This window comes from Acetobacter okinawensis, from assembly GCF_002153655.1.
GTDB lineage: Bacteria > Pseudomonadota > Alphaproteobacteria > Acetobacterales > Acetobacteraceae > Acetobacter > Acetobacter okinawensis_A.
Genome location: NZ_JOPJ01000006.1, coordinates 93,254 through 117,230 on the forward strand (window position 1 = coordinate 93,254; position 23,977 = coordinate 117,230).

General features: G+C 57.3%; 16 protein-coding genes. 14 read left to right on the top strand and 2 right to left on the bottom strand.

Annotation, left to right across the window (positions count from 1 at the left end):
* Positions 1-14: 14 nt before the first annotated feature.
* Both HK26_RS03210 and HK26_RS03215 read right to left on the bottom strand, forming a co-directional pair.
* Positions 15-395, bottom strand: coding sequence for a hypothetical protein (locus tag HK26_RS03210; protein WP_257640837.1), 381 nt, complete (start codon positions 393-395; stop codon positions 15-17).
* 134 nt (positions 396-529) lie between these two features.
* A complete protein-coding gene (locus HK26_RS03215) occupies positions 530-1,798 on the bottom strand; it encodes an MFS transporter (protein WP_086638714.1) in 1,269 nt (422 codons plus the stop codon).
* A 193-nt stretch (positions 1,799-1,991) separates the two neighbouring features.
* Here HK26_RS03215 and HK26_RS03220 point away from each other — a divergent pair, with 193 nt between their 5' ends.
* From HK26_RS03220 to rpsG, 14 genes are all read left to right on the top strand, one after another.
* Positions 1,992-3,263 carry a DNA recombination protein RmuC gene (locus HK26_RS03220; protein WP_086638715.1) on the top strand — a complete coding sequence of 424 codons (1,272 nt, stop codon included), beginning with the start codon at positions 1,992-1,994 and terminating at the stop codon, positions 3,261-3,263.
* 21 nt (positions 3,264-3,284) lie between these two features.
* Entirely contained in the window at positions 3,285-3,998 is a 714-nt protein-coding gene (locus tag HK26_RS03225) for a response regulator transcription factor (RefSeq protein ID WP_257640853.1), read from the top strand.
* The gene (locus tag HK26_RS03230; RefSeq protein WP_086638468.1) at positions 3,985-5,358 is read left to right on the top strand and encodes a sensor histidine kinase; all 1,374 of its coding nucleotides are present in this window, start codon (positions 3,985-3,987) and stop codon (positions 5,356-5,358) included. The genes HK26_RS03225 and HK26_RS03230 overlap by 14 nt, the downstream gene beginning before the upstream one ends.
* A 119-nt stretch (positions 5,359-5,477) precedes the next feature.
* Entirely contained in the window at positions 5,478-8,651 is a 3,174-nt protein-coding gene (locus HK26_RS03235; protein WP_086638469.1) for an efflux RND transporter permease subunit, read from the top strand.
* Positions 8,648-9,961, top strand: a complete 1,314-nt coding sequence (locus tag HK26_RS03240) for an efflux RND transporter periplasmic adaptor subunit (RefSeq protein ID WP_180539295.1) — start codon at positions 8,648-8,650, stop codon at positions 9,959-9,961. The genes HK26_RS03235 and HK26_RS03240 overlap by 4 nt, the downstream gene beginning before the upstream one ends.
* 41 nt (positions 9,962-10,002) lie before the next feature.
* Positions 10,003-11,571 (top strand): efflux transporter outer membrane subunit, encoded by a 1,569-nt coding sequence (locus HK26_RS03245; RefSeq protein WP_374188215.1) that lies wholly within the window; start codon positions 10,003-10,005, stop codon positions 11,569-11,571.
* A gap of 106 nt (positions 11,572-11,677) precedes the next feature.
* A complete protein-coding gene (gene rplK / locus HK26_RS03250; protein WP_025826986.1) occupies positions 11,678-12,112 on the top strand; it encodes a 50S ribosomal protein L11 in 435 nt (144 codons plus the stop codon).
* Between the two features lie 4 nt (positions 12,113-12,116).
* On the top strand, positions 12,117-12,809 hold the full coding sequence (rplA, locus tag HK26_RS03255) for a 50S ribosomal protein L1 (protein ID WP_086638471.1): 693 nt from the start codon (positions 12,117-12,119) through the stop codon (positions 12,807-12,809).
* A 284-nt stretch (positions 12,810-13,093) separates the two neighbouring features.
* On the top strand, positions 13,094-13,612 hold the full coding sequence (rplJ, locus tag HK26_RS03260; protein WP_025826982.1) for a 50S ribosomal protein L10: 519 nt from the start codon (positions 13,094-13,096) through the stop codon (positions 13,610-13,612).
* Positions 13,613-13,711: 99 nt separating this feature from the next.
* Positions 13,712-14,086, top strand: coding sequence for a 50S ribosomal protein L7/L12 (rplL, locus tag HK26_RS03265; protein ID WP_025826980.1), 375 nt, complete (start codon positions 13,712-13,714; stop codon positions 14,084-14,086).
* Positions 14,087-14,301: 215 nt separating this feature from the next.
* On the top strand, positions 14,302-18,474 hold the full coding sequence (rpoB, locus tag HK26_RS03270; RefSeq protein WP_086638472.1) for a DNA-directed RNA polymerase subunit beta: 4,173 nt from the start codon (positions 14,302-14,304) through the stop codon (positions 18,472-18,474).
* 93 nt (positions 18,475-18,567) lie between these two features.
* Positions 18,568-22,743 carry a DNA-directed RNA polymerase subunit beta' gene (gene rpoC / locus HK26_RS03275; RefSeq protein WP_086638717.1) on the top strand — a complete coding sequence of 1,392 codons (4,176 nt, stop codon included), beginning with the start codon at positions 18,568-18,570 and terminating at the stop codon, positions 22,741-22,743.
* Between the two features lie 336 nt (positions 22,744-23,079).
* A complete protein-coding gene (gene rpsL / locus HK26_RS03280; RefSeq protein ID WP_003622698.1) occupies positions 23,080-23,451 on the top strand; it encodes a 30S ribosomal protein S12 in 372 nt (123 codons plus the stop codon).
* 14 nt (positions 23,452-23,465) lie between these two features.
* Positions 23,466-23,942 carry a 30S ribosomal protein S7 gene (rpsG, locus tag HK26_RS03285; protein WP_086638473.1) on the top strand — a complete coding sequence of 159 codons (477 nt, stop codon included), beginning with the start codon at positions 23,466-23,468 and terminating at the stop codon, positions 23,940-23,942.
* Positions 23,943-23,977 lie beyond the last annotated feature (35 nt).

Genomic DNA, 23,977 nt, shown 5'->3' on the forward strand with positions numbered 1-23,977 from the left:
CTGACAGGCAGGGTTTACCAGCCGGAGTAATACCCGCCGGGCGCTGCATAATAGTAGCCCGGTGGCGGCCCCATGGGGGCAACCGGCACCATGTAAACACGCGGTGGCGGCGGGGGTGGAGGCGGCGGCGGTGGGCCGTAGCCATACCCGTATCCATAACCGCGTGGGCCATCGCTCATGGCGGCCCCGGCCAGTGCGCCAACGGCCAGCCCGCCAATAAGGGCGCCAGCTATGGCGCCACCATCACCATGGTGGTGGCCACCCCAGCCGCCGGGGCCACCTCTCCCCCAACCGGGGCCACCGCCACCCCAGCGTCCGGGCTGTGCCTGGGCGGAGGGCAGAGCTGCCAGACCAAGACCCGCAATAACGGGCAGGGCCATCAGAAATTGTGTCATGCGGCGCATGATGCGTGCCTCCTTGGAGCAGGGTGTCACGCTGCTCCATGTTTTTGTTCCTCCTTAAATATCGATCAGCTTGTGGCAAATTAAAGGCTGCACCCTGTCCTTTTGTTGATGGTGCAGCGGGCCGCTTAAGGCGTGCTGTCAGGTATGGCGCTGGTTTTTGGCAGTGTCAGTGCCGTTGCCAAGGTGACCAGCGCGCAGGCCGAGACATACCACGCAAACCAGCCCTCATGCCCGACATGCTTGCACCACAAGGCAATATATTCGGTTGTGCCCCCAAAAATGGAGACAGTCAGCGCATAGGGCAGGGCCACACCGAGTGCCCGCACACGGGTGGGGAACAGCTCGGCCTTAACAATGGCGTTGATGGACGTGTAACCAGACGCCATGAACAGGGCCGCAACAATCAGCCCAAAGGCGACCCAACCCGATGTGGCGTGGGAGAGCGCATTCAGCAGCGGTATGGTGCCAAGGCTTGCGCCAATGCCAAAAAACAGCAACAGGGGTTTACGTCCGACCCGGTCGGAGAGAGCGCCAAACAGGGGCTGCATGGCGGCAAACACAAACAGGCTGGCAGCAGAGATAAGGGTTGCCGTCTCCTTGGAAAAACCAAGGGAGTTGGCAAGGTATTTCTGCATATAAATGGTGTAGGTGTAAAAGGCGACCGTGCCGCCAAGGGTCAGCCCACACACCCGCAGGACAGATGGCCAATGCGCGAGCATAACGCGCACGCCGCCTTTGGTCTGTTTTTTGCTGGTGTTTTCAAAGCTTTCGCTCTCCACCATCTGGCGGCGGAGCCAGAACACCAGCACCGCGCCACATGCCCCGATCAGGAAGGGAATGCGCCAGCCCCAGTTTGCAATCTGCTCGGGGGTTAAAAACACATATTGCATGACCAGCAGCACGCACAGTGCCAGCAACTGCCCCATGACCAGCGTGACGTAGAGAAAACCAGACCAGAAGCCCCGGTGCTGCGGGGTGGAGACCTCGGCCAGATAGGTGGCCGATGCACCGTATTCTCCCCCAAGGCTCAGGCCCTGCACCAGACGTGCGAGCACAAGAATAACCGGTGCCACAACCCCGATCTGCTCATATGTAGGGCACAGGGCAATGGCCAGCGAGCCAAAACACATCGCCAGAACAGAAAAGGTCAGCGCCTTGCGCCGCCCGTAGCGGTCCGCCGCCATGCCCAGCAGCCACCCACCAATAGGCCGCATGAAAAAACCGACGGCAAACACCGCAGCGGCATTGAGCAGTTCCGCCGTGGGGCTGCCGTGGGGAAAAAACGCATGGGCAAAATAAATGGTGAAGGAGGAATAGACGTACCAGTCAAAATATTCGAGCAGGTTCCCGGCTGATCCTGCCAGAATACCCCGAATGCGTTGTGCCGTGTTCAAGCTGTGCTCTCCGTTCATGGGCTTTTTGTTGTGGTGGTGAACAAGGCACCGTGGACAAGGGTAATATCATTACCATGCCACACCTGTCATTACGTGCGCGTCATGAGAGATGTTGCGTGCCAACCCGTTTTTTTGTTCAAAAACAGGCGTGGGGGGTGCTTGCTCTTGGCTGGAACATAAGACACAACAGGGCATGGGTTCTGTAATTGTTCTTGTATGTGTGGCACTTGCGGCTCTTTTGCTGGGGGTGCTTCTGGCCTGTGTGCTGCGCAGGCCCCCCGCGACAGGTGCGGATGGCGATATGCTGGCGCGGCTGTACGTGATGATGGAGCGTGAGGCCGCGACCGCGCGGGCTGATTCGTCTGCCCAGAGAACCGTCATTAACAATATGGAGCGTGCATTTGGTGAGCGGCTGGAGCGCATGCGTGCGGAGCTGGCCGAACAGCTTGGAAGCCTGTCTGGCAACCTTGGGCGTGAGCAGGCGGAGGCCCGCGCCGCCCAGTCCGAGGCCCTGCGTAATATGGCGGAGGCGTCCGCCCAGCAGTTGTCCGCCATCCGCCATGCCGTGACCGAGCAGCTGCACGAGGCAGTGGAACGGCAGATGCACTCGTCATTCCAGCGGGTGCTGGAACAGTTTACCGCCATGCAGAAGGCTATGGGCGAGGTCCGGGCCATGACAGCCCAGATCAGTGACCTCAAGCGGCTGTTCAGCAATGTCAAAACCCGTGGTGGCTGGGGGGAGGCGCAACTCCGCGCCATTTTGGACGATGTGCTGCCACCGGGAACGTACGAGAGTAACGTCAGGCTCGGGCCGGGGAACGATGTGGTGGAGTTTGCCATACGCATGCCGGTCAAAACCCAGACCCCGCCGCTTATGCCGGTGGATAGCAAGTTCCCGACCGAAGCATACGAAAAACTGCTGAACGCGGCGGAGGAAGGCGATGTAGCGGGGGAAAAGGCCGCCCGCAAATCGCTGGAAAACACAGTGCGGGTTGAAGCACGTAAAATTGCCACCAAATATATTCAGCCCCCCGCAACGGTGGAGTTTGCCGTGCTGTATCTGCCAACCGACGGGCTTTATACCGAGGTAGCCCGCATTCCGGGGCTGATTGATGATGTGGGGCGGCAGTTCCGGGTTATGGTCATGGGGCCTGCGCTTATGCCCGCCATGCTCCGCACGATTCATCTGGGCTATGTGACCCTTGCACTGGAAGAGCGGACAGAAAGCATTGCCCGCCTGCTGGGAGCCACACGGCAGGAAATGTTGAAAATGGATGCAGTGCTGGACAAGCTCGCGCGCAATGCGCAGGCTATGTCCTTCTCCATTGAAGAGGCCAGACGGCGGACCAGAGTGGTCACACGCAGGTTGAAGGAGCTGGATAATCCGGTTGCTGCGGAAGATGAAGGCGAAGAGTCTGAAATTGAATTTAGTGGCCATGTGAAGGACGGGGCTGCAACACAATAGAGTATGAGCGAGAGGACAGTCATGGCTGAAGACGACACACTCCCCCCTTTTCTGGCAGGGCGGACGGTTCTCCTTGTCGAGGATGACGGCAGGATTGCCGAGGAAATTGTGGGCGAGCTGACCGGTCGCGGCTTTAACGTCCACCATGAGGAAACCGGCAATGCCGGGCTGGATGCGGCCCTGAAGGCAGAGGCCGATGTGATGGTGGTAGACCGGCTTTTACCCGGGTGTGATGGCCTGTCTGTTATTGAAACCATGCGCCAGCAGGGGATTCGCATCCCTGTTCTGGTCCTCTCTGCCCTGTCTGCCGTGGATGACCGCGTAACAGGGCTGAAGGCAGGGGGGGATGACTACCTGACCAAACCATTTGCCATGGAGGAGCTGGTTGCGCGCATTGAGGCCCTGCTCCGGCGGCCGGATGATACGCGCAATACCAAACTGAGTGCTGGCCCGCTGGAAATGGACCTGATCGAACGCCGCGTCTGGCGTGATGGGCGCGAGATTGACCTGCTGCCGCGTGAGTTCCGGCTGCTCGAATACCTTATGCGCAGGCCCGGTCAGGTGCTGACCCGCTCAATGTTACTGGAAGATGTCTGGCAGTACCGCTTTATCCCGCGTACCAACCTTGTTGACGTGCACATAGGCAAACTGCGCAGGAAGGTTGATGCGCCGGGGGAGGAACCCCTCATCCAGAGCATTCGCGGTACAGGGTTCCAGTTGCGTGTTTCTGACTGAGGTTTTCCGGACAGCCACATTCAGGATCACCCTTATGGCGCTGGCGGCCATGGCCGGTGTCATGCTGATGCAGTTTGGTCTGGTTTATGCCCAGATGGAAGCCGTGGAATCCCGCCGCTCCACCGAACTGCTACAGGGGGAGGCGGAACTGCTGGCTCAGATGTCTCCCGAACATCTGGAATATGTTATCCGCCGCCGTGCGACCGATGACCTGCGGCTGATTATCAACAGTGCAGGGCTGTTTGATGCAGGGCACGCGTTGATTGCAGGCGACCTGCATACATGGCCGCGCGGGCTCAAGGCGGACGGCAAGCCGCACAATATCGATATTTACCCCGAGGAAGGGGCGGCCTACCCCCTGCGCCTGCTGGCCGTAACCCTGCCAGACCATACCATTCTGGTGCTGGGGCGCAGTTTTCATCTGCTGGCGGAGCAAAAGCTTATGCTCCGCCACGCCATGCTGGTTGCGGCGGTGCCGACTTTCCTGTTCGCGCTGTTCCTGGGTGTGGCACTCAGCCACCGTGCGCTCTCCCGTGTGAAGGAAATGCACGAGGCCATAGACCGCATTATGGCGGGGGATATTCATGAGCGTTTGCCCGCCAACAAGGAGCGGGATGATCTGGAGCGACTGGCCGGGAGCGTGAACCGCATGCTCGACCGGCTGGAGCATCTGATGGATGGCATGCGCGCGGTGGGTAACGATATTGCGCATGACCTGCGCACCCCGCTCTCGCGCATGCGGGCAAAGCTTGAGCGCGCCCAGTCGGGCGAGCGCAACCCGGAGCAGCTTGAGGCTGCCATAAGTCGGGCGGTGGATGATCTGGACCAGTGCCTTGGCATTATTACCGCTCTGCTCCGGATTGCGGAGATCGAGAACAGCCGCCGTATGGCGGGTTTTGCTCAGGTCAGGCTGCGTGAGTTGATGGATGATGTGTTCGATCTGTACGAACCCATTGCCGAAATGGAAGACAAAAAATTACAGGCACTGCCCTCCGCAGCGGAGGGGCCTGTGTGGGGTGACCGGCATCTTTTGATCGAACTTCTGGCCAATCTGGTTGACAACGCCATCAAATTTACCCCTGAAGGGGGGAGTATTGTATTGGATGTGCAACAAAAAGATGATGCGGTCATGCTGGTCGTCACAGATACGGGTACGGGTATTGCCCCAGAGGAGCGGCAGAATGTGCTCTCGCGCTTCTATCGTTCGGACAAAAGCCGGCATGTGCCCGGTAGTGGTCTGGGGTTAAGTCTTGTTTGCGCCATTGCGCACCTGCATGATGCGCAGGTGAGGATAGAAAGCGGCCCAGATGGCAGGGGTACGTGCTTCAGCATCGCCTTTCCGGTTTTAACACCGGGCTAGAGCTATGGTTTGTAAAGATAATGTCACAAGCGGGAGCAGGATGTGCGGGTATCTACTTGCAAAATGACAACCATTTCCAGACTGATTGCCAGACCCGTTGTTAGGCGGGGACAAGGCGCATGAACCAGATTGTTATAATAGCACTCAAAAAACCGTACACTTTTGTTGTGCTGTCCATCCTGATTCTGGTTTTTGGAATTAAGGGCATTTTTTCCACTCCCACGGACGTCTTCCCCAGTATCCGTATTCCGGTTGTGGCTGTTATCTGGCAGTACACCGGGCTTATGCCGGAGGATATGTCTGGTCGTGTGGTCTATTATTACGAGCGTGCATTGACCGCGACCGTCAATAATATCGAACACATTGAGAGCCAGTCCTATTACGGGCGCGGGATTGTTAAAATCTTTTTCCAGCCCGGTACAAACACATCCGTGGCCCAGACGCAGATCACCTCAGTCTCGCAGACCGTGATCAAGCAGATGCCCACAGGCTCTACCCCTCCGCTTGTGCTGGCGTATGACGCCTCCTCCGTGCCAGTCATTACGCTGCAGGTCGCCTCCACCTCCATGACGGCGTCCGAGATTTATGACATGTCGTCCAACCTTATCCGGCCTGCGCTGGTGTCTGTTGCGGGGGCGGCCATTCCCAACCCGTATGGGGGCAAGCCGGGTAACGTCATGGTGGACCTGGACCCGGTCAAGCTTCTGGCGCACAGCCTCTCCCCGGTTGATGTCTCACGCGCGTTGAACAGTCAGAACATTGTGCTGCCCGCGGGGGACCAGCGCATCGGCCCGTTTGACTGGATGGTGCAGACCAATGCCGCCCCGCGCGAGCTGGACGAGCTGAATGACATCCCCATCAAACAGGTCGGCCACGCGGTTGTCCGCCTGCGTGACGTGGCATGGGTGCATCAGGGTGGGCCACCCCAGACCAACCTTGTGCTGGTCAAGGGCCAGCAGGGTGTTCTGATTGTGGTTATGAAGAGCGGGGACGCCTCGACACTGGATGTGGTGGCGGGGATTAAAAAGCTCCTGCCCGGCATTGTGCAGACATTGCCGCCCGGTGTGAGCATTCGCGTGCTCAATGACGCCTCGACCTTTGTTAAAGAGTCCGTGGAGGACGTGGTGCGCGAAATGATAACCGCCGCCATTCTGACCGGGCTTGTTGTGCTGCTCTTCCTCGGCTCGTGGCGCTCCACGGTTATTATTGCCACCTCCATCCCACTGGCCATGCTGTGCTCTATCATCGGGCTGGGCTGGGCCGGGCAGACCATTAACGTCATGACCCTTGGCGGGCTTGCGCTGGCTGTTGGTATTCTGGTTGATGACGCCACGGTCATGATCGAGAATATTGATGCACATCTGGAGATGGAGAAGGACCTGGAGACGGCCATTGTGGATGCGGCCAACCAGATTGTCATTCCAACCTTTGTCTCCACCCTGTGTATCTGCATTGTGTGGATGCCCCTGTTCCAGCTGACGGGCGTTGCGGGCTGGCTGTTCATGCCCATGGCTGAAGCCATTATTTTTGCCATGCTGGCCTCGTTCATCCTCTCGCGCACACTTGTGCCGACGATGGCCAAATATATGCTGGCAGCACAGGTGGCAGCCCATGCCCACGGACCGCAGGAGCCCAAAACGGTTTTTGGTCGCTTCCAGCGTTCCTTCGAGCGGGGGTTTGAGACCTTCCGCCACCGCTACCACGCCCTGCTGGGGTACCTGATTGAAGTGCGCGGCACGTTTATTCCGGTGTTTGTGCTGTGCTCCTTCGGGTCGTTGGGGCTGCTGTTTTTTGTCGGGCAGAACTTCTTCCCCGAGGTCAATTCGGACGTAATCGCCCTGCATATGCGCGCACCCGTCGGGACACGGCTGGAAGAGGCGGGCAAAATTTCCCAACTGGTGGATGCGGAGGTCGAGCGTACGCTGCCCGGTCAGGTGGAAGGGATTGTCAATAACTGTGGTCTGGCGTTCAGCCCGCTCAACATGGCCTATATTCCCACACCAACCGTGGGGACGCAGGATTGCGATATTACCATCTCGCTCAAAGATCAGGCCGCACCTGTTGCACAATACCGCCACCTGCTGCGCCAGAACCTGAACGAAAAATTCCCCGGCACCCAGTTCTCCTTCCTGCCGGGGGATCTGACCGCCAAGATCCTCAATTTCGGCTTGCCATCTCCGATTGATGTGCAGGTTGTCGGGCGTGACCTGCCTGCCAACTTCCGCTTTGCCAACCGTATTGCCGAGAGACTGCGGCACGTAACGGGCCTGACCGATATTTCGGTGCAGGAACCCATGACCACGCCAACCCTGCGCGTGAACGCACGCAGGATGTACGCCCTCGGCACGGGTATCCGCGAGGCGGATGTGGCCGATAACGTGCTGGTCTCCCTCTCTGGCAGTTCGCAGGTCGGGCAGGTTTACTGGCTGGATACAAAAACCGGGGTGTCGCATCTGATCGACATCCAGACCCCTGCATCGTTCCTCCAGACCATGAATGATCTGGAGATCACACCGATTGATAAGGGGGATGGTAACCCCAGCGGGCAGACCCCGCAGATTCTGGGGGGGCTGAGCCAGATCGAACAGGTGGGTACACCTGCCGAGGTTGCGCACTACAACATCATGCCTGTGTTTGACATCTATGCCTCAAACGAGGGGATTGATCTGGGCACGGTCTCCCGCGAGGTGGAGCGGATTGTGGACGAAATGCGCCCCGACCTGCCGCGTGGCGCATCGCTTATGGTGCGTGGGCAGGCGGTGACCATGAACAGTGCCTACGTGCAGCTGCTGGCCGGGTTGGCCATGTCTGTCCTGCTTGTTTACCTGCTGATTGTGGTTAACTTTCAGTCTTGGCTGGACCCGTTCATTATCATTACCGCGCTGCCCGGTGCGCTGGCGGGTATTTCCTGGAGCCTGTTTTTGACCCACACCACATTGTCCGTTCCCGCACTGACCGGGGCGATCATGTGCATGGGTACGGCCACGGCCAACGCCATTCTGGTTGTCGCGTTTGCGCGCGAGCGGCTGGAGGAGCATGGAGATGCCATTCTGGCCGCACTGGAGGCTGGGTTTGAGCGTATCCGCCCTGTTATGATGACAGCATCCGCCATGATTATTGGCATGCTGCCCATGTCGCTGAGTAATTCGCAAAACGCGCCGCTGGGCAAGGCGGTCATGGGTGGGCTTCTGGTCGCAACGGTTGCGACCTTGCTGTTTGTTCCCTGCGTGTTCGCAATGCTGCACAACAAAAAAGACGTGCCGAAGACAAAAGAAGAGGAAGCTGGCGTATGACCCCGGAACACGACAAGACGGGTGGCGTGGACGCCAGGGCAAAAGCTGCGGCAGCTGCGCGTAAAAGAAAAATGGGGTTTGCCATTGTCGCAGGCGTGGCAGGGTTCCTGATTATTATGGGGCTTGTGCAGCGGCATTCGGCCTATGTGCAGCTTGCGCGTGAAACGGCGCATGACGCGGTCCCTGTGGTGCAGATCATCTACCCCCAGAAGGGGCCGGAGGAGCGCCAGCTTACGCTGCCTGCCAATATTGCCGCGTGGTATCAGGCCCCCATATACGCTCAGGTCTCTGGCTACGTGAAAATGTGGTACAAGGATTTTGGCGCACGCGTAAAAGCCGGGGATGTGCTGGCCGAAATTGATACCCCGGGGCTGGACGCGCAATATGCCGCAGCGCAGGCCAACTATAACGTCGCTCAGGCCCGCTACAAACTGGCCCAGATTACTGCGCGGCGCTGGAAGGCTTTGCAGGGCACGCAGGCTGTCTCCCAACAGGAGGTGGATGTGCAGGCCGCCAATGCCGAGGCCGAGAAGGCACAGGTCGAGGCCGCGCTGCATGATGTGGAGCGTTATGCAGCCCTTGAGGGTTTTAAAAAGATTGTGGCCCCATTTGACGGGATTGTCACATCGCGCATGGCCGACGTGGGGGACTACGTCAATGCCGGGCGGGGTGATGTGGATTCACGCGGGAATGCTACGGAACTGTTCAGCGTGGCCGATGTGCATGCCATGCGTGTGTTTGTAGCAGTGCCACAGGATTATGCCGATATTATCTCCCCCCGCCTGCAGGCCGAACTGATTGTGCCGCAATACCCAGAGCGGACGTTCAAGGCGCGCTTTCTGGCGACCGCCAGTGCGTTCAACCCCAATACCCGCACGGTCACAACCGAGCTGGTGCTGGACAACAAGAGCGGGGAGCTGTGGCCCAACTCCTATGCGACCGCCACATTCCGCGCCCCAGCCGACCCCGATCAGCTTATTTTGCCAGAAGGGGCGATTGTCTTCCGTCAGGAAGGTACGCAGGTGGCGCTGGTGGATGACAGCAACCATGTGCATCTGGTCAATGTAGCCCTCGGGCGTGATCTGGGGACCACGGTGGAAGTGCAACGCGGGGTCAAAAAGACCGATCGGGTTATCAATAACCCTTCAGCCGGGTTGCTGGACGGGCAGCTGGTCCGGATTGTCAAAGGGACACCGGGCTATAATGTGCAGCCCACTCCGCCTGCACCCGCCGCCAGTGGCAGCAAGAATGATACGCGCGCCATGCCGGAAGATAACCGGCCAATGCCTGAAGCCGGGGGGCGGCCATGAGAGATCATGGGTGGCGCGTCAAACATTTTGCTTCGCGGTTAATGGTGGGGTCATGCGTTCTGTCCGTGCTGGCAGGGTGCGACATGGCGCCACGCTATAAACCCGCAACTTTTGTGTACCCGGATAACTGGAGTGGCGGCGGTGTTATGCAGCCAGCCGGGGGAGGGGATATACAGATCAGCCCCACATGGTGGACCATTCTGGGGGACCCGGTGCTGAATGGTCTGGAGGAGCAGGCCATGCGGCTTAATCCTGACCTTCAGGCACAGGCGGAAGCCTTCCTTCAGGCGCGTGATCTGGCCATGGAGGCCAAGTCGCAGCTTTATCCGCAGGTTGGCGGCATGGCAGGGGGCGAAAAATACAAAGGTTCGGCCCATCGTCTGTGGCGCGGGGCGGGTTCTACTGGCCCTATGTACATGTCGTCCGAGCAGTATTCGGGCACTGCTACGTGGGAGCCGGACTTCTGGTCTGCCATACGTAACAAAACCCGCATGGCCAAACAGAATGTGCAGGAGCGTGCTGCCGACTATGCCGCAGCCCGCCTGAGCCTGCAGGCCGAACTGGCGAGCGATTACATTATTCTGCGCGGGCTGGATGCGCAGGATGCGGTGTACCGTGATTCCATCCGCTACTACAAAACCGCCGTGCAGATTACCAACATGCGGCTGGCTGGCGCCATTGCTCCGGGTATGGATGTCTCCCGCGCGGAGGCGCAGCTTTACACCACGCAGGCGCAGGAGACCGACATCCGGACCCAGCGTGACGTCATGGAGCATGCCATTGCAACGCTGGTGAATCAGGCGCCCGCGGCGTTTCATATCGCGCCGGTGCAGGGGCTGAATTTTGCCCAAGGGTCTTTGCCCGTTGCCCTGCCATCCACATTGCTGGAAAGACGGCCGGACATTGCTGCGGCAGAGCGGCGTATGGCGCAGGCTAACCGCGCCATCGGGGTCTCCCGCGCGGCTTTTTATCCGCATGTCACGTTCAATGCCATGACCGGTTTTATGGATAGGGGGTTCGACCTCGCCTCTCTTTCCAACTCCATGTACCAGTTTGGTGCGCAGGCCGTACTGCCACTTTTTCAGGGTGGGTTGCGGCGTGCAGACCTGCAACGGAGCTGGTCGCAGTACCGCGAAAAAGAGGACATGTACCGCAGTACGGTTCTGGACGCCTTCAAGGAGGTGGAGGACGGGCTGACGCGCGTCAACAGGCTCAAGCTGCAGGTAGAGCAGCAGTCCAGCGCGGTGGATGCCGCAGTCCGCACACAGGGCATGACCATGGCGCTCTATACGGGCGGGCTCACCAACTATCTGGATGTTGTGGTGGCGCAGGTTGCGGCGCTGAACGCGCGCATTGGTATGGTGCAGACCTCCACACGGGCCATAAACGCACGGGTGGAGCTGATTCGCGCACTGGGCGGGGGATGGTCGCGTGAGCACCTTCCGCAAGGGGAGAGCGTACTTATGCCGTTCAAGCCGCTGCAATACAGCAACCTGCGGCAGGCCCCGGCTGCGGGCGGCATTACAACCGTGCGTGACCCTGCCAGCATGGACCTGAGCGGGAGCACAAAAGTGAGTGCGCCCCTTGACAGCAGTGCGGCGCACAGGTAAGCGCGCCTTTCCTGATCGGAACGCGGGAGGTACCTGCCAGCACGGATGTGTATGGCAGGAATCGTTAAGAACCGCGGTCCGGGTACATTTTTGAGGAGTCCCGGATATGGCCAAAAAAGTTGTTGGCTACATCAAGCTTCAGATTCCCGCTGGTAAAGCCAACCCTTCACCGCCGGTTGGTCCGGCTCTGGGTCAGCGCGGTCTGAATATCATGGAATTCTGCAAGGCCTTTAATGCCAAGACCCAGGGCCTTGAACCTGGCATGCCGATTCCTGTGGTGATCACGGCTTATGCAGACCGTACATTCAGCTTCATCACCAAAACCCCGCCGAACACCTACTTCCTGCTCAAGGCCGCCAAGATTTCCAAAGGCAGCCAGACAGTTGGTAAGGGCGCTTCCGTCGGTAAGGTGACCATGGATCAGCTGCGTGAAATTGCTGCCCAGAAGCAGCAGGACATGAACGCAAACGATATTGATGGCGCCGTGCGTATGCTGGTCGGGTCTGCCCGTTCCATGGGTATTGACGTGGTGGAGGGCTAAGGTCATGGCACAGAACAAGCGTCTTACGGCGGCTCGCGCCAAGGTGGTTGCAGGGCAGGCCTATGCTCTGGACGAAGCCATTTCCCTCGTCAAAGACAACGCAACCGCGAAGTTTGACGAAACGGTTGAAATTGCTCTGAACCTGGGCATCGACCCCCGTCATGCTGACCAGATGGTCCGTGGTTTTGTCTCCCTGCCCAACGGCACGGGCAAGACCCTGCGCGTTGGCGTGTTTGCACGTGGCCCCAAGGCTGAAGAAGCCAAGGCAGCCGGTGCAGATGTTGTTGGTGCGGAAGACCTGATGGAGCAGGTGCAGGCTGGCGAAATCGCTTTCGACCGCTGCATTGCAACGCCCGACATGATGGCTCTGGTGGGTCGTCTGGGTAAGATCCTCGGCCCGCGTGGTCTGATGCCTAACCCCAAGCTGGGCACAGTAACCATGGACGTTAAGGGTGCCGTTCTGGCAGCCAAGTCCGGGCAGGTTGAATACCGTGCTGAAAAAACCGGCATTATCCATGCTGGCGTCGGCAAGGCATCCTTTGGTGCGGACAAGCTGGCCGAAAACGTGCGTGCATTTGTTGATGCCGTGCAGAAGGCCCGCCCCGCAGGCGCTAAAGGGACTTACCTGAAGAAAGCTGCCCTGACCTCCACAATGGGGCCGGGTGTACAGCTGGACGTCTCTGCCTTCGCAGGCTGAGCAAGAATGTTGCTGGACTGGTCTTTATGGCTGGTCCGGTGCATAAGGGAGCGGTTTACCGCTTTCTATACCTGTCCGAGACCACACGCGGCTTTGGTCTTAATCGGCTCCTCCGGGGCTGGCGCGTGGTAAGACGGGGATGCTGGTTGCAGGCTGAGAGTTTTTCGGCAGTGCCAGATATTCCGTTTATCAAGGACAGGCGAGCGGGTTCTGTTTGTTGCAGAACCTAAAGGGCAACCCGTTCTGTCAGGTTTATATCTGATGGAACAAGACGGAGACGGGATTTGGACCGTACGGAAAAGAAGGCCCTTGTTGCCTCTCTGGCCGCCGTGTTCGCCGAAACGTCCATGGTTGTGGTGACCCGTAATAAAGGGTTAACCGTAGCTGATGTGACGGATCTGCGACGCAAGGTGCGGGCAGCGGGTGCAAACTACAAGGTTGCCAAAAACCGGCTGGCAACTCTCGCCCTGGATGGGACCCAGTTCAGCGGCATCGCGCCGCTGCTGACGGGGCCGACCGCGCTTGCGTGGGCGGACGAACCTGTATCAGTGGCGAAGGTGATCGTTGAGTTCGCCAAAACCAATGACAAGCTTGAGCTGCTTGGCGGTTCTCTTGGTTCTCAGGTGCTTGATGCAGCTGGGATCAAGGCTCTGGCCGAGCTGCCGTCGCTCGACACGCTTCGCGCACAGCTCGTGGGTCTTATCTCCACGCCCGCTACGCGCATTGCCAGTGTTGTTCAGGCGCCGGCTGGCCAGCTTGCTCGTGTTTTTGGGGCCTATGCCAAAACGGGTGAAGCTGCCTGACCACGCATTCCTATATTGGGGATGTGTACAAGAAATACGCGCGGCCTCTGTGTAGAGGTTGCGTTTTGCTAACCAGTGTTTATATTAGGAAGTCTGACTATGGCTGATCTTGCTAAGCTTGTTGACGAACTGTCCGCTCTGACCGTTCTTGAAGCTGCTGAACTTTCCAAGCTGCTCGAAGAAAAATGGGGCGTTTCCGCTGCTGCTCCTGTTGCAGTTGCTGCTGCTGCTCCGGGTGCTGCTGCTCCGGCTGCTGAAGAGCAGACCGAATTCACGGTTATTCTGGCCGCCGCTGGCGAAAAGAAGATCAACGTGATTAAGGAAATCCGTGGCATCACGGGTCTGGGCCTGAAAGAAGCTAAGGACCTGGTTGAAGGCGCTCCCAAGCCCGTCAAGGAAGGCGTCAGCAAGGACGAAGCTGCTAAAATCAAGAAGCTTCTTGAAGACAACGGCGCGACCGTCGAAGTTAAGTAAGATTGCCTTGACCCTCTCCGTTAAGGTTAGGGTGAAGGGAATTGAGGTTCTCGGGTGGGGGTGTATGCCTCCGCCCGTTTGCCTGTTTCAGGTTGATCTGGGGCAGGTGGCCGGGTAAATCCGGTCTGGGTTTTGGCCGAAAGTAGGTCGGACCATCAGGCTCGCGGCAGACCACGAGCCTGATGGTCCGAGATAAGGGCGGGGCAGGAGCGACGATGAACGCAATTACCAAATCGTTCACAGGACGGAAGCGGATTCGCAAAAGTTTCGGGCGGATTCCCGAAATCGCCCCGATGCCGAACCTGATAGATGTGCAGCGTGCGTCTTATGAGACGTTTCTTCAGGCCAATGTGTCGCCTGATGCGCGCGTGCCGACGGGTTTGCAGGAGGTTTTCCGTTCTGTATTCCCAATCAATGACTTCGCAGGTCGTGGTCGTCTGGAGTTCGTCAGCTACGAATTCGAAGACCCGAAATATGATGTTGAGGAATGCATCCAGCGTGGCCTCACATTCTCTGCGCCTCTCAAGGTTATTCTGCGCCTGATCGTATGGGATGTGGACGAGGACACAGGTTCCCGCTCCATCCGCGACATCAAGGAGCAGCCGGTTTACATGGGCGACATGCCGCTCATGACTGATAACGGCACCTTTATTGTCAACGGCACCGAACGCGTGATCGTCAGCCAGATGCACCGTTCCCCCGGTGTGTTCTTTGACCACGATAAAGGTAAGACGCATTCTTCGGGTAAATACCTGTTTGCTGCGCGCGTGATTCCGTACCGTGGTTCATGGCTCGATTTCGAATTCGATGCCAAGGACCTGCTGTACGTCCGCATTGACCGCAAGCGTAAGCTGCCTGTCACCACGCTGCTGTATGCGTTGGAAGGGGCTGCATCATCCGCCGCACGTAAAGCCAAGCTGGCAGAAGGTGGGGATGTGGATGCGCTGGATATTCAGGGCATGGATGCCAATGAAATCCTCGGCTACTTCTACGACACGGTGACCTTCACCAAGTCCGCCAAAGGCTGGGCACGTCCGTTCGATGCTGATTCGTTCCGTGGTCTCAAGCTGCTGGCTCCTCTGGTGGACGCCGAAACCGGTGAAGTTGTGGCAGATGCGGAAACCAAGCTGACGGCCCGTCTTGTTCGCAAAATTGCCGAAAAAACCCGTGAAGTGCTGGTGGGTGAAGTCGATCTGATCGGTCGCTTTATCGCGCATGACATGGTCAACATGAACACTGGCGAAATCTACGGTGAAGCTGGTGAGGAAATCACCGAAGCCCGTCTGGTTGCGCTGGAAGAGGCTGGTATTAACGAGCTGCCGGTTCTGGCGATTGATTCTGCCAAAGGCCCGTGGATCCGCAATACGCTGACTGTTGACAAAAACAGTGGTCGTGACGAAGCGCTGATCGACATTTACCGTGTTATGCGTCCCGGCGAGCCGCCAACGGCTGAAACAGCAGAAGCAATGCTTCAGGGTCTGTTTTTTGATGCCGACCGCTATGACCTGTCCGCTGTCGGTCGCGTAAAGATGAACATGCGGCTGGACATTGATGTGCCAGATACCGTGCGCGTGCTGCGCAAGGACGATATTCTGCGCACCATCAAGGTTCTGTGTGACCTGAAGGATGGTCGCGGCCAGATTGATGACATTGATAATCTGGGTAACCGTCGTGTTCGCTCTGTGGGCGAACTGATGGAAAACCAATACCGCATCGGCCTGCTGCGTATGGAACGTGCCATCCGTGAGCGTATGGGCTCGGTGGATATTGATACGGTCATGCCGCATGACCTGATCAACGCCAAGCCTGCTGCTGCCGCTGTGCGTGAGTTCTTTGGCTCTTCACAGCTCAGCCAGTTCATGGACCAGACCAACCCGCTGTCCGAAGTCACGCACAAGCGTCGTCTTTCAGCGCTTGGTCCGGGCGGTCTGACGCGTGAGCGTGCGGGCTTTGAAGTCCGTGACGTGCACCCGACCCACTACGGCCGTATCTGCCCGATTGAAACGCCAGAAGGGCCGAACATCGGTCTGATCAACTCTTTGGCTACATACGCCAAGGTCAACAAATACGGCTTTATTGAAACACCTTACCGTCTGGTTAAGGACGGCGTGTTGCAGGACGGCTGGAAATACCTCTCCGCTATGGAAGAGGAAAAGCTGGTTGTTGCTCAGGCGGACGCCAAGGTGAATGATCAGGGTGCTTTGACCAGCGACCTGATTTCCGTTCGCCGTAACGGGGACTTCCGTCTTGTTCCCCCGACCGAAGTGACTGCCTGCGACGTGTCTCCCAAGCAGCTCGTTTCTGTTGCCGCAGCGCTTATTCCGTTCCTTGAGAACGATGACGCGAACCGCGCACTGATGGGCTCGAACATGCAGCGTCAGGCTGTGCCGCTGGTGCGTTCCGACGCTCCGCTGGTGGGTACAGGCATGGAAGCGGCTGTTGCACGGGATTCCGGTGCAACCATTGTTGCTAAACGTAACGGTATTGTGGACCAGATCGACGGTGCCCGTATTGTTGTGCGCTCAACGGATGCAAGCGGTGCCACGCAGGGTGTTGATATCTACCGTCTGCGCAAATACTCCCGCTCCAACCAGTCCACCTGCATCAACCAGCGTCCGCTGGTGCATGTGGGGGATCAGGTTAGCGTAGGTGACATTATTGCGGATGGTCCCTCCACCGAGCTGGGTGAACTGGCCCTGGGGCGTAACGTGCTGGTCGCGTTCATGCCATGGAATGGTTACAACTTCGAAGACTCCATCCTTATTTCCGAGCGGATTGCCAAGGATGACGTGTTTACCTCGATCCATATCGAGGAATTCGAAGTCATGGCCCGTGACACCAAGCTGGGTCAGGAAGAAATCACCCGTGACATTCCCAATGTCGGTGAGGAAGCGCTGCGCAACCTCGATGAAGCCGGTATTGTCTATGTCGGGGCTGAAGTTAATCCTGGCGACATCCTGATCGGTAAGGTCACGCCAAAGGGCGAAAGCCCGATGACGCCGGAAGAAAAACTCCTGCGCGCCATTTTTGGTGAAAAAGCATCCGATGTGCGCGACACATCCCTGCGCCTGCCGCCCGGCACAACGGGTACCATTGTTGACGTTCGCGTCTTCTCCCGCCGTGGGGTAGACAAAGATGAACGTGCGATGGCCATTGAGCGGGCTGAAATTGAGCGTCTGGCTAAAGACCGGGATGACGAGCGCGCCATTCAGGAACGCTCTTTCTACAGCCGTCTGCGTGAAAAGCTGCTCGATCAGACCGCAGGTGCTGGTTACAAAGGTATTCGCTCCGGTACGGTCATCACACAGGAAGTTCTGGACGAACAGCCGCGTGCGACATGGCGCCACATTGTTGTGGCTTCTGACAGCGTCATGGCTGAGCTGGAAACCCTGCGGCGTGAGTTTGATGCGGCGATCGCCCGCATTCAGGCACGCTTTGAAAGCAAGGTGGAAAAGCTCCAGCGTGGTGATGAGCTGCCGCCCGGTGTCATGAAGATGGTCAAGGTGTTTGTGGCCGTTAAGCGCAAACTCCAGCCGGGTGATAAAATGGCTGGCCGCCACGGGAACAAGGGTGTTGTCTCCCGCGTGGTGCCTGTTGAAGACATGCCGTTCCTTGAGGATGGTACCCCGGTTGATCTGGTGCTGAACCCGCTTGGCGTGCCATCGCGCATGAACGTCGGGCAGATTCTGGAAACGCATCTGGGCTGGGCCTGTGCCAACATCGGTCGTGGCATTGGTGATCTGGTGGATGACTACCAGCGTACGGGTGAAAAACGGCAGGACCTGCTGGATCGTCTGAAAGATGTCTATGGCGAAAAAGTCTATGACGACGCCATTGCAGACATGAACAACGACGAACTGGTGGAACTGGCCAACAACCTGCGTAAGGGCGTGCCTATTGCCACTCCTGTGTTTGATGGTGCTTCCATCCCCGATATTGAAGCCATGCTGGAAAAAGCTGGTGTGAATAAATCGGGTCAGTCGCAGTTGATTGACGGGCGTACGGGCGAGCAGTTCGAGCGTAAGACGACCGTTGGTTACATCTACATGCTCAAGCTGCATCACCTTGTTGATGACAAGATCCATGCGCGTTCCATTGGTCCATACTCGCTTGTCACGCAGCAGCCGCTGGGTGGTAAGGCGCAGTTCGGTGGTCAGCGCTTTGGGGAAATGGAAGTGTGGGCGCTCGAAGCTTATGGCGCGGCCTACACCTTGCAGGAAATGCTGACTGTCAAGTCGGATGACGTTTCCGGTCGAACAAAGGTTTATGAAGCGATCGTACGTGAACAGGATGACTTTGAAGCCGGTATTCCGGAAAGCTTCAACGTGTTGATCAAGGAACTCAAATCCCTTGGTCTCAATGTGGAGCTGGAGCAGGGGGCAGGCTAACGGTGACTTTCCCCGCCACAATCCGTACTTATTTCAAGAAGGAGGCTGGAGCTATTGCTCCAGCGCTCCATTTCCCTTTGGGGGCTTCTGCACATGAATGAACTCATGAAAATTCTTGGCCAGACTGGCCAGGCAATGACCTTTGACCAGATCAAGATCCAGCTCGCATCTCCCGAGCAGATCCGGTCCTGGTCTTTCGGTGAAATCAAGAAGCCCGAGACCATTAACTACCGTACGTTCAAGCCTGAACGTGATGGCCTGTTCTGCGCTCGGATCTTTGGCCCGATCAAGGATTACGAATGCCTGTGCGGCAAATACAAGCGGATGAAGTTCCGCGGTATTATCTGCGAAAAGTGCGGCGTTGAAGTTACGCTGGCCAAAGTCCGGCGTGAGCGCATGGGCCACATCCAGCTTGCAAGCCCTGTTGCGCACATCTGGTTCCTGAAGTCCCTGCCTAGCCGCATCGGCCTTATGGTCGATTTGACGCTCAAGGACCTTGAAAAAGTTCTGTATTTTGAGAACTATCTGGTTCTCGAGCCCGGCACGTCGCCCCTCAAGCAGTATTCTCTCCTGAGCGAAGAACAGTATCTCGACGCCATGGACGATTATGGCGAGGAAGGGATTGAAGTCGGCATCGGCGCAGAAGCGATCAAGAAGGTTCTTGAACGCATTGAGTGCGATGCTGAAAAAGTTGAACTGCGTCAGGCTCTCAAGGAAACCACGTCCGAGGCCAAACGCAAGAAGCTTGTCAAGCGTCTGAAACTGGTTGAAGCGTTCTCCGAAAGTGGTGCACGCCCGGAATGGATGATTCTGGATCTGGTACCGGTTATTCCGCCGGAACTGCGCCCGCTTGTGCCGCTTGATGGTGGTCGTTTTGCTACATCCGACCTGAACGACCTGTATCGTCGCGTTATCAACCGTAACAACCGTCTCAAGCGGCTGATGGAACTGCGCGCACCCGATATTATCGTGCGTAACGAAAAGCGCATGTTGCAGGAAGCTGTTGACGCTCTGTTTGATAACGGCCGTCGTGGTCGCGCCATCACGGGTGCTAACAAACGTCCGCTCAAATCTCTGTCCGACATGCTTAAGGGCAAGCAGGGGCGCTTCCGTCAGAACCTGCTGGGTAAGCGCGTTGACTATTCCGGTCGTTCGGTCATCGTGGTGGGGCCTGAACTCAAGCTCCATCAGTGCGGCCTGCCGAAGAAAATGGCGCTTGAACTCTTCAAGCCCTTTATCTACGCAAAACTGGAAAAATACGGGCACGCCACCACCATCAAAGCTGCAAAGCGTATGGTGGAAAAGGAGCGTCCGGAAGTATGGGATATTCTCGAAGAAGTTATTCGTGAACACCCCGTGCTGCTGAACCGTGCACCAACACTGCACCGCCTTGGCATTCAGGCGTTTGAACCTGTGCTGGTGGAAGGCAAGGCCATTCAGCTGCACCCGCTGGTCTGCACAGCTTTTAACGCTGACTTTGACGGCGACCAGATGGCCGTGCACGTGCCGCTCAGCTTGGAAGCCCAGCTTGAAGCCCGCGTGCTGATGATGTCCACCAACAACATCCTCAGCCCTGCAAACGGCAAACCGATTATTGTGCCTTCTCAGGATATTGTTCTGGGGCTTTATTACCTGAGCCTTGAAACGCCTGAGTTCAAAGTCACCCCCGATCGTAACGAATATGACGCCACGACGGGTGAATTGGTCAAAGCTGGTGCTACGTCTTTCTCTTCCATCGGGGAAGTTGAATACGCGCTGAACGCCGGCGCTCTTAAACTGCACGACAAAATCCGTGCACGTTTTGAGAAGGTCGGTGCTGATGGCAAACGTGTGTACGAAACAGCAGTGACCACGCCGGGACGCGTTCTGATTGCTCAGATTCTGCCCCAGCATGAAACTGTTCCGTTCTCTCTGATCAACCGCCAGTTGACCAAAAAAGCAGTGTCTGACGTGATCGACACCGTGTACCGTCACTGTGGGCAGAAAGAAGCTGTCATTTTCTGTGACCGTCTGATGGCTCTTGGGTTCCGTCATGCGGCCAAGGCTGGCATTTCCTTCGGTAAGGATGACATGATCATCCCGGCAGAAAAGAAGGAACTGGTTGATCGTACGGCAACCGAGGTCAAAGAATTTGAACAGCAGTATCAGGACGGTCTGATTACGGCTGGCGAACGCTACAACAAGGTGGTTGACGCATGGTCGCGTTGCACGGATGAAGTGCAGGCTGCCATGACCAAGGAAATCTCCCGTCAGGAAGTGGGTAAACCCATTAACTCTGTCTGGATGATGAGCCACTCCGGGGCTCGTGGGTCGCCGGCACAGATGAAGCAGCTTGCCGGGATGCGTGGTCTTATGGCCAAGCCATCGGGCGAGATTATTGAACAGCCGATTATTGCCAACTTTAAGGAAGGGCTTTCGGTCCTTGACTACTTTACGTCCACCCATGGTGCACGTAAGGGGCTGGCGGATACGGCACTCAAAACTGCAAACTCCGGTTATCTGACCCGTCGTCTGGTGGACGTGGCGCAGGACAGCATCATTATCGAAGAAGATTGCGGTAGTGAACGTGGGCTGACGGTGCGCGCAGTCATGGATGGGGGCGAAGTTGTAGCGTCTCTGTCCGAGCGTATTCTTGGCCGTTCACTGGCGTCCGATGTGGTTGACCCCACTACGGGTGCTGTGATCGCTGAGCGGAACCGCCTTGTGGATGAAGCCGATGCTGAGCGCATTGAAGCGTCCGGTGTTGAAGTTGTTCACATTCGCTCCGTGCTCACCTGTGATAGTCGCGTCGGTGTTTGCGGCCGTTGCTATGGGCGTGATCTGGCGCGCGGCACACCAGTTAACATTGGTGAAGCGGTTGGTGTTATTGCAGCTCAGTCCATTGGTGAGCCTGGCACCCAGCTGACCATGCGTACCTTCCATATCGGTGGTGCGGCACAGCGTGGTGCAGAACAGTCCATGATCGAAGCGTCGCGTGATGGCAAAGTTGTCATCCGCAATCGCAACGTGGTGCAGAACAGCCAGAACGTGCCAATTGTCATGGCCCGTAACTGCGAAATTCTGTTGACGGATGAAAAAGGTGCGGAAAAGTTCCGCTACCGTGTCCCTTATGGTGCGCGTCTGCTTACCACGGAAGGGGCATCGGTATCACGTGGTCAGAAGCTGGCCGAGTGGGACCCCTACACCCTGCCGATCATTACCGAAAAAGCCGGTAAGGTCGAATATCTGGACCTCATTGACTCCATCACGCTTGTCGAGCGTATGGACGAAGTGACCGGCCTGACATCCAAAGTTGTGGTTGACTACAAGCAGGCAGGTAAGGGCGTTGATCTGCGTCCGCGGTTGCAGCTTAAGGATGCCAACGGCGAGGTGATCAAGCTGGATAACGGGGCTGAAGCGCGTTACTTCCTGTCGCCTGAAACGCTGCTGTCCATTGAAAATGGTGCAGAAGTGAACGCAGGTGACGTGTTGGCCCGCCTGCCGCGTGAAGGCTCCAAGACGCGTGACATTACCGGTGGTCTGCCACGCGTTGCGGAACTGTTTGAGGCGCGCCGTCCTAAAGACCACGCTATTATCGCGGAAATGGAAGGGCGCGTTGAATTCGGCAAGGACTACAAGTCCAAACGTCGGATTGTCGTTAAAAACGATGAGTCCGGCCATGAGCAGGAATATCTGATTCCCAAAGGCAAGCACATTTCCGTTCAGGAAGGTGACTTTGTGGAAAAAGGTGATCCGCTGGTCGATGGTCCCCGCGTTCCGCACGACATTCTGAAGGTCATGGGGGTTGAGGCTCTCTCTGACTACCTGATCAACGAAATTCAGGATGTCTATCGTCTGCAGGGCGTGAAGATCAATGATAAGCACATTGAGGTGATCGTTCGTCAGATGCTCCAGAAAGTCGAAATTCTGGAGCCGGGTGATACGACCTACCTGATTGGCGAGACGGTTGACCGGCTTGAGTTCGATGTTGAGAACACAAAGTGCCTCAATGCGAATGAACGGCCTGCGCTGGCCATGCCCGTGTTGCAGGGGATTACCAAGGCCTCTCTGCAGACTCAGTCGTTCATCTCTGCTGCGTCCTTCCAGGAAACCACGCGCGTTCTGACCGAGGCGGCAACAGCCGGTAAGGTCGACAAGCTTATGGGCCTGAAGGAAAACGTGATTGTAGGGCGTTTGATCCCCGCAGGAACGGGCAGTGTTATGAAGCGTCTGCGCGCTATTGCTGCAGAGCAGGACAAGCAGCGGGTAAGCCGTACGGCTGCGGAATAAACTCTACTACCAAACAAAAGAAAAGGCCGGGGCAAATGCTCCGGCCTTTTTTGTATGTTTATCAGGAGCAGAGTAGAGAATCGCGGGGTAAAGCTTGACTTCTGCCGGGGGGGGCTGTAGTTAGCAGCCCTCAGCTTTGCTTATCTTTGTGGATGAGTAAGGCACTCAGGTTCTCTGTATGAGTTTTAGCATGCGGTTGGCTTCCGGGGGGAAGCGGAACCGGATGCCAATATAGCCCCATTCGGGTTGTTACCTGATGGGATCTTTTTAATGAAAGTCGGCAGCCACAGAAAACGCGGCTTGCCGACCGAACTGTGTAAGGATCGGGAAAGGCGCATGCCGACCATCAACCAGCTCATTGCCAAGGGGCGTAAGCCTGCAGTTAAGCGGAACAAAGTGCCCGCTCTGCAGGGATGCCCCCAGAAGCGCGGCGTTTGCACCCGCGTTTATACGACGACACCAAAAAAGCCTAACTCCGCACTGCGTAAAGTTGCCAAGGTGCGTCTGACGAATGGCTATGAGGTGGTTAGCTATATTCCTGGTGAAGGTCACAACCTTCAGGAGCATAGTGTTGTGCTTATCCGCGGCGGTCGAGTCAAAGATTTGCCGGGTGTTCGTTACCACATCCTTCGCGGTGTTCTCGATACGCAGGGTATCGCCAAGCGGCGTCAGCGTCGTTCGCTGTATGGCGCCAAGCGTCCGAAATAAGAGGAAGTTAAGGTATGAGTCGCCGTCATCGTGCTGTTAAGCGCGAGATCCTTCCCGATCCGAAGTTCGGAGATGTCGTCATTACGCGTTTTATGAACGCGCTGATGTTCGACGGTAAGAAGTCCACAGCTGAAAAGATTGTCTATGGTGCGATTGACTCCATGGCCCGTCGCAATGGTGCTGCGTCCGATCCGATCGCGCTGTTCCATAATGCTCTGGACAACGTCAAGCCGGCTGTAGAGGTCCGTTCCCGCCGTGTTGGTGGTGCAACCTATCAGGTTCCGGTTGAAGTGCGTTCTGACCGTCGTCAGGCTCTGGCTATTCGCTGGGTCATCGACGCTGCGCGCAAGCGTGGTGAAAACACCATGCAGGATCGTCTGTCCAACGAACTTCTGGATGCCGTGAACAATCGTGGTGCGGCTGTGAAGAAGCGTGAAGACACGCATCGTATGGCTGAAGCCAACAAGGCATTCAGTCATTATCGCTGGTAATCCGTGAAAGTTCCGCTTTCCCTCTTGTCGAGGGA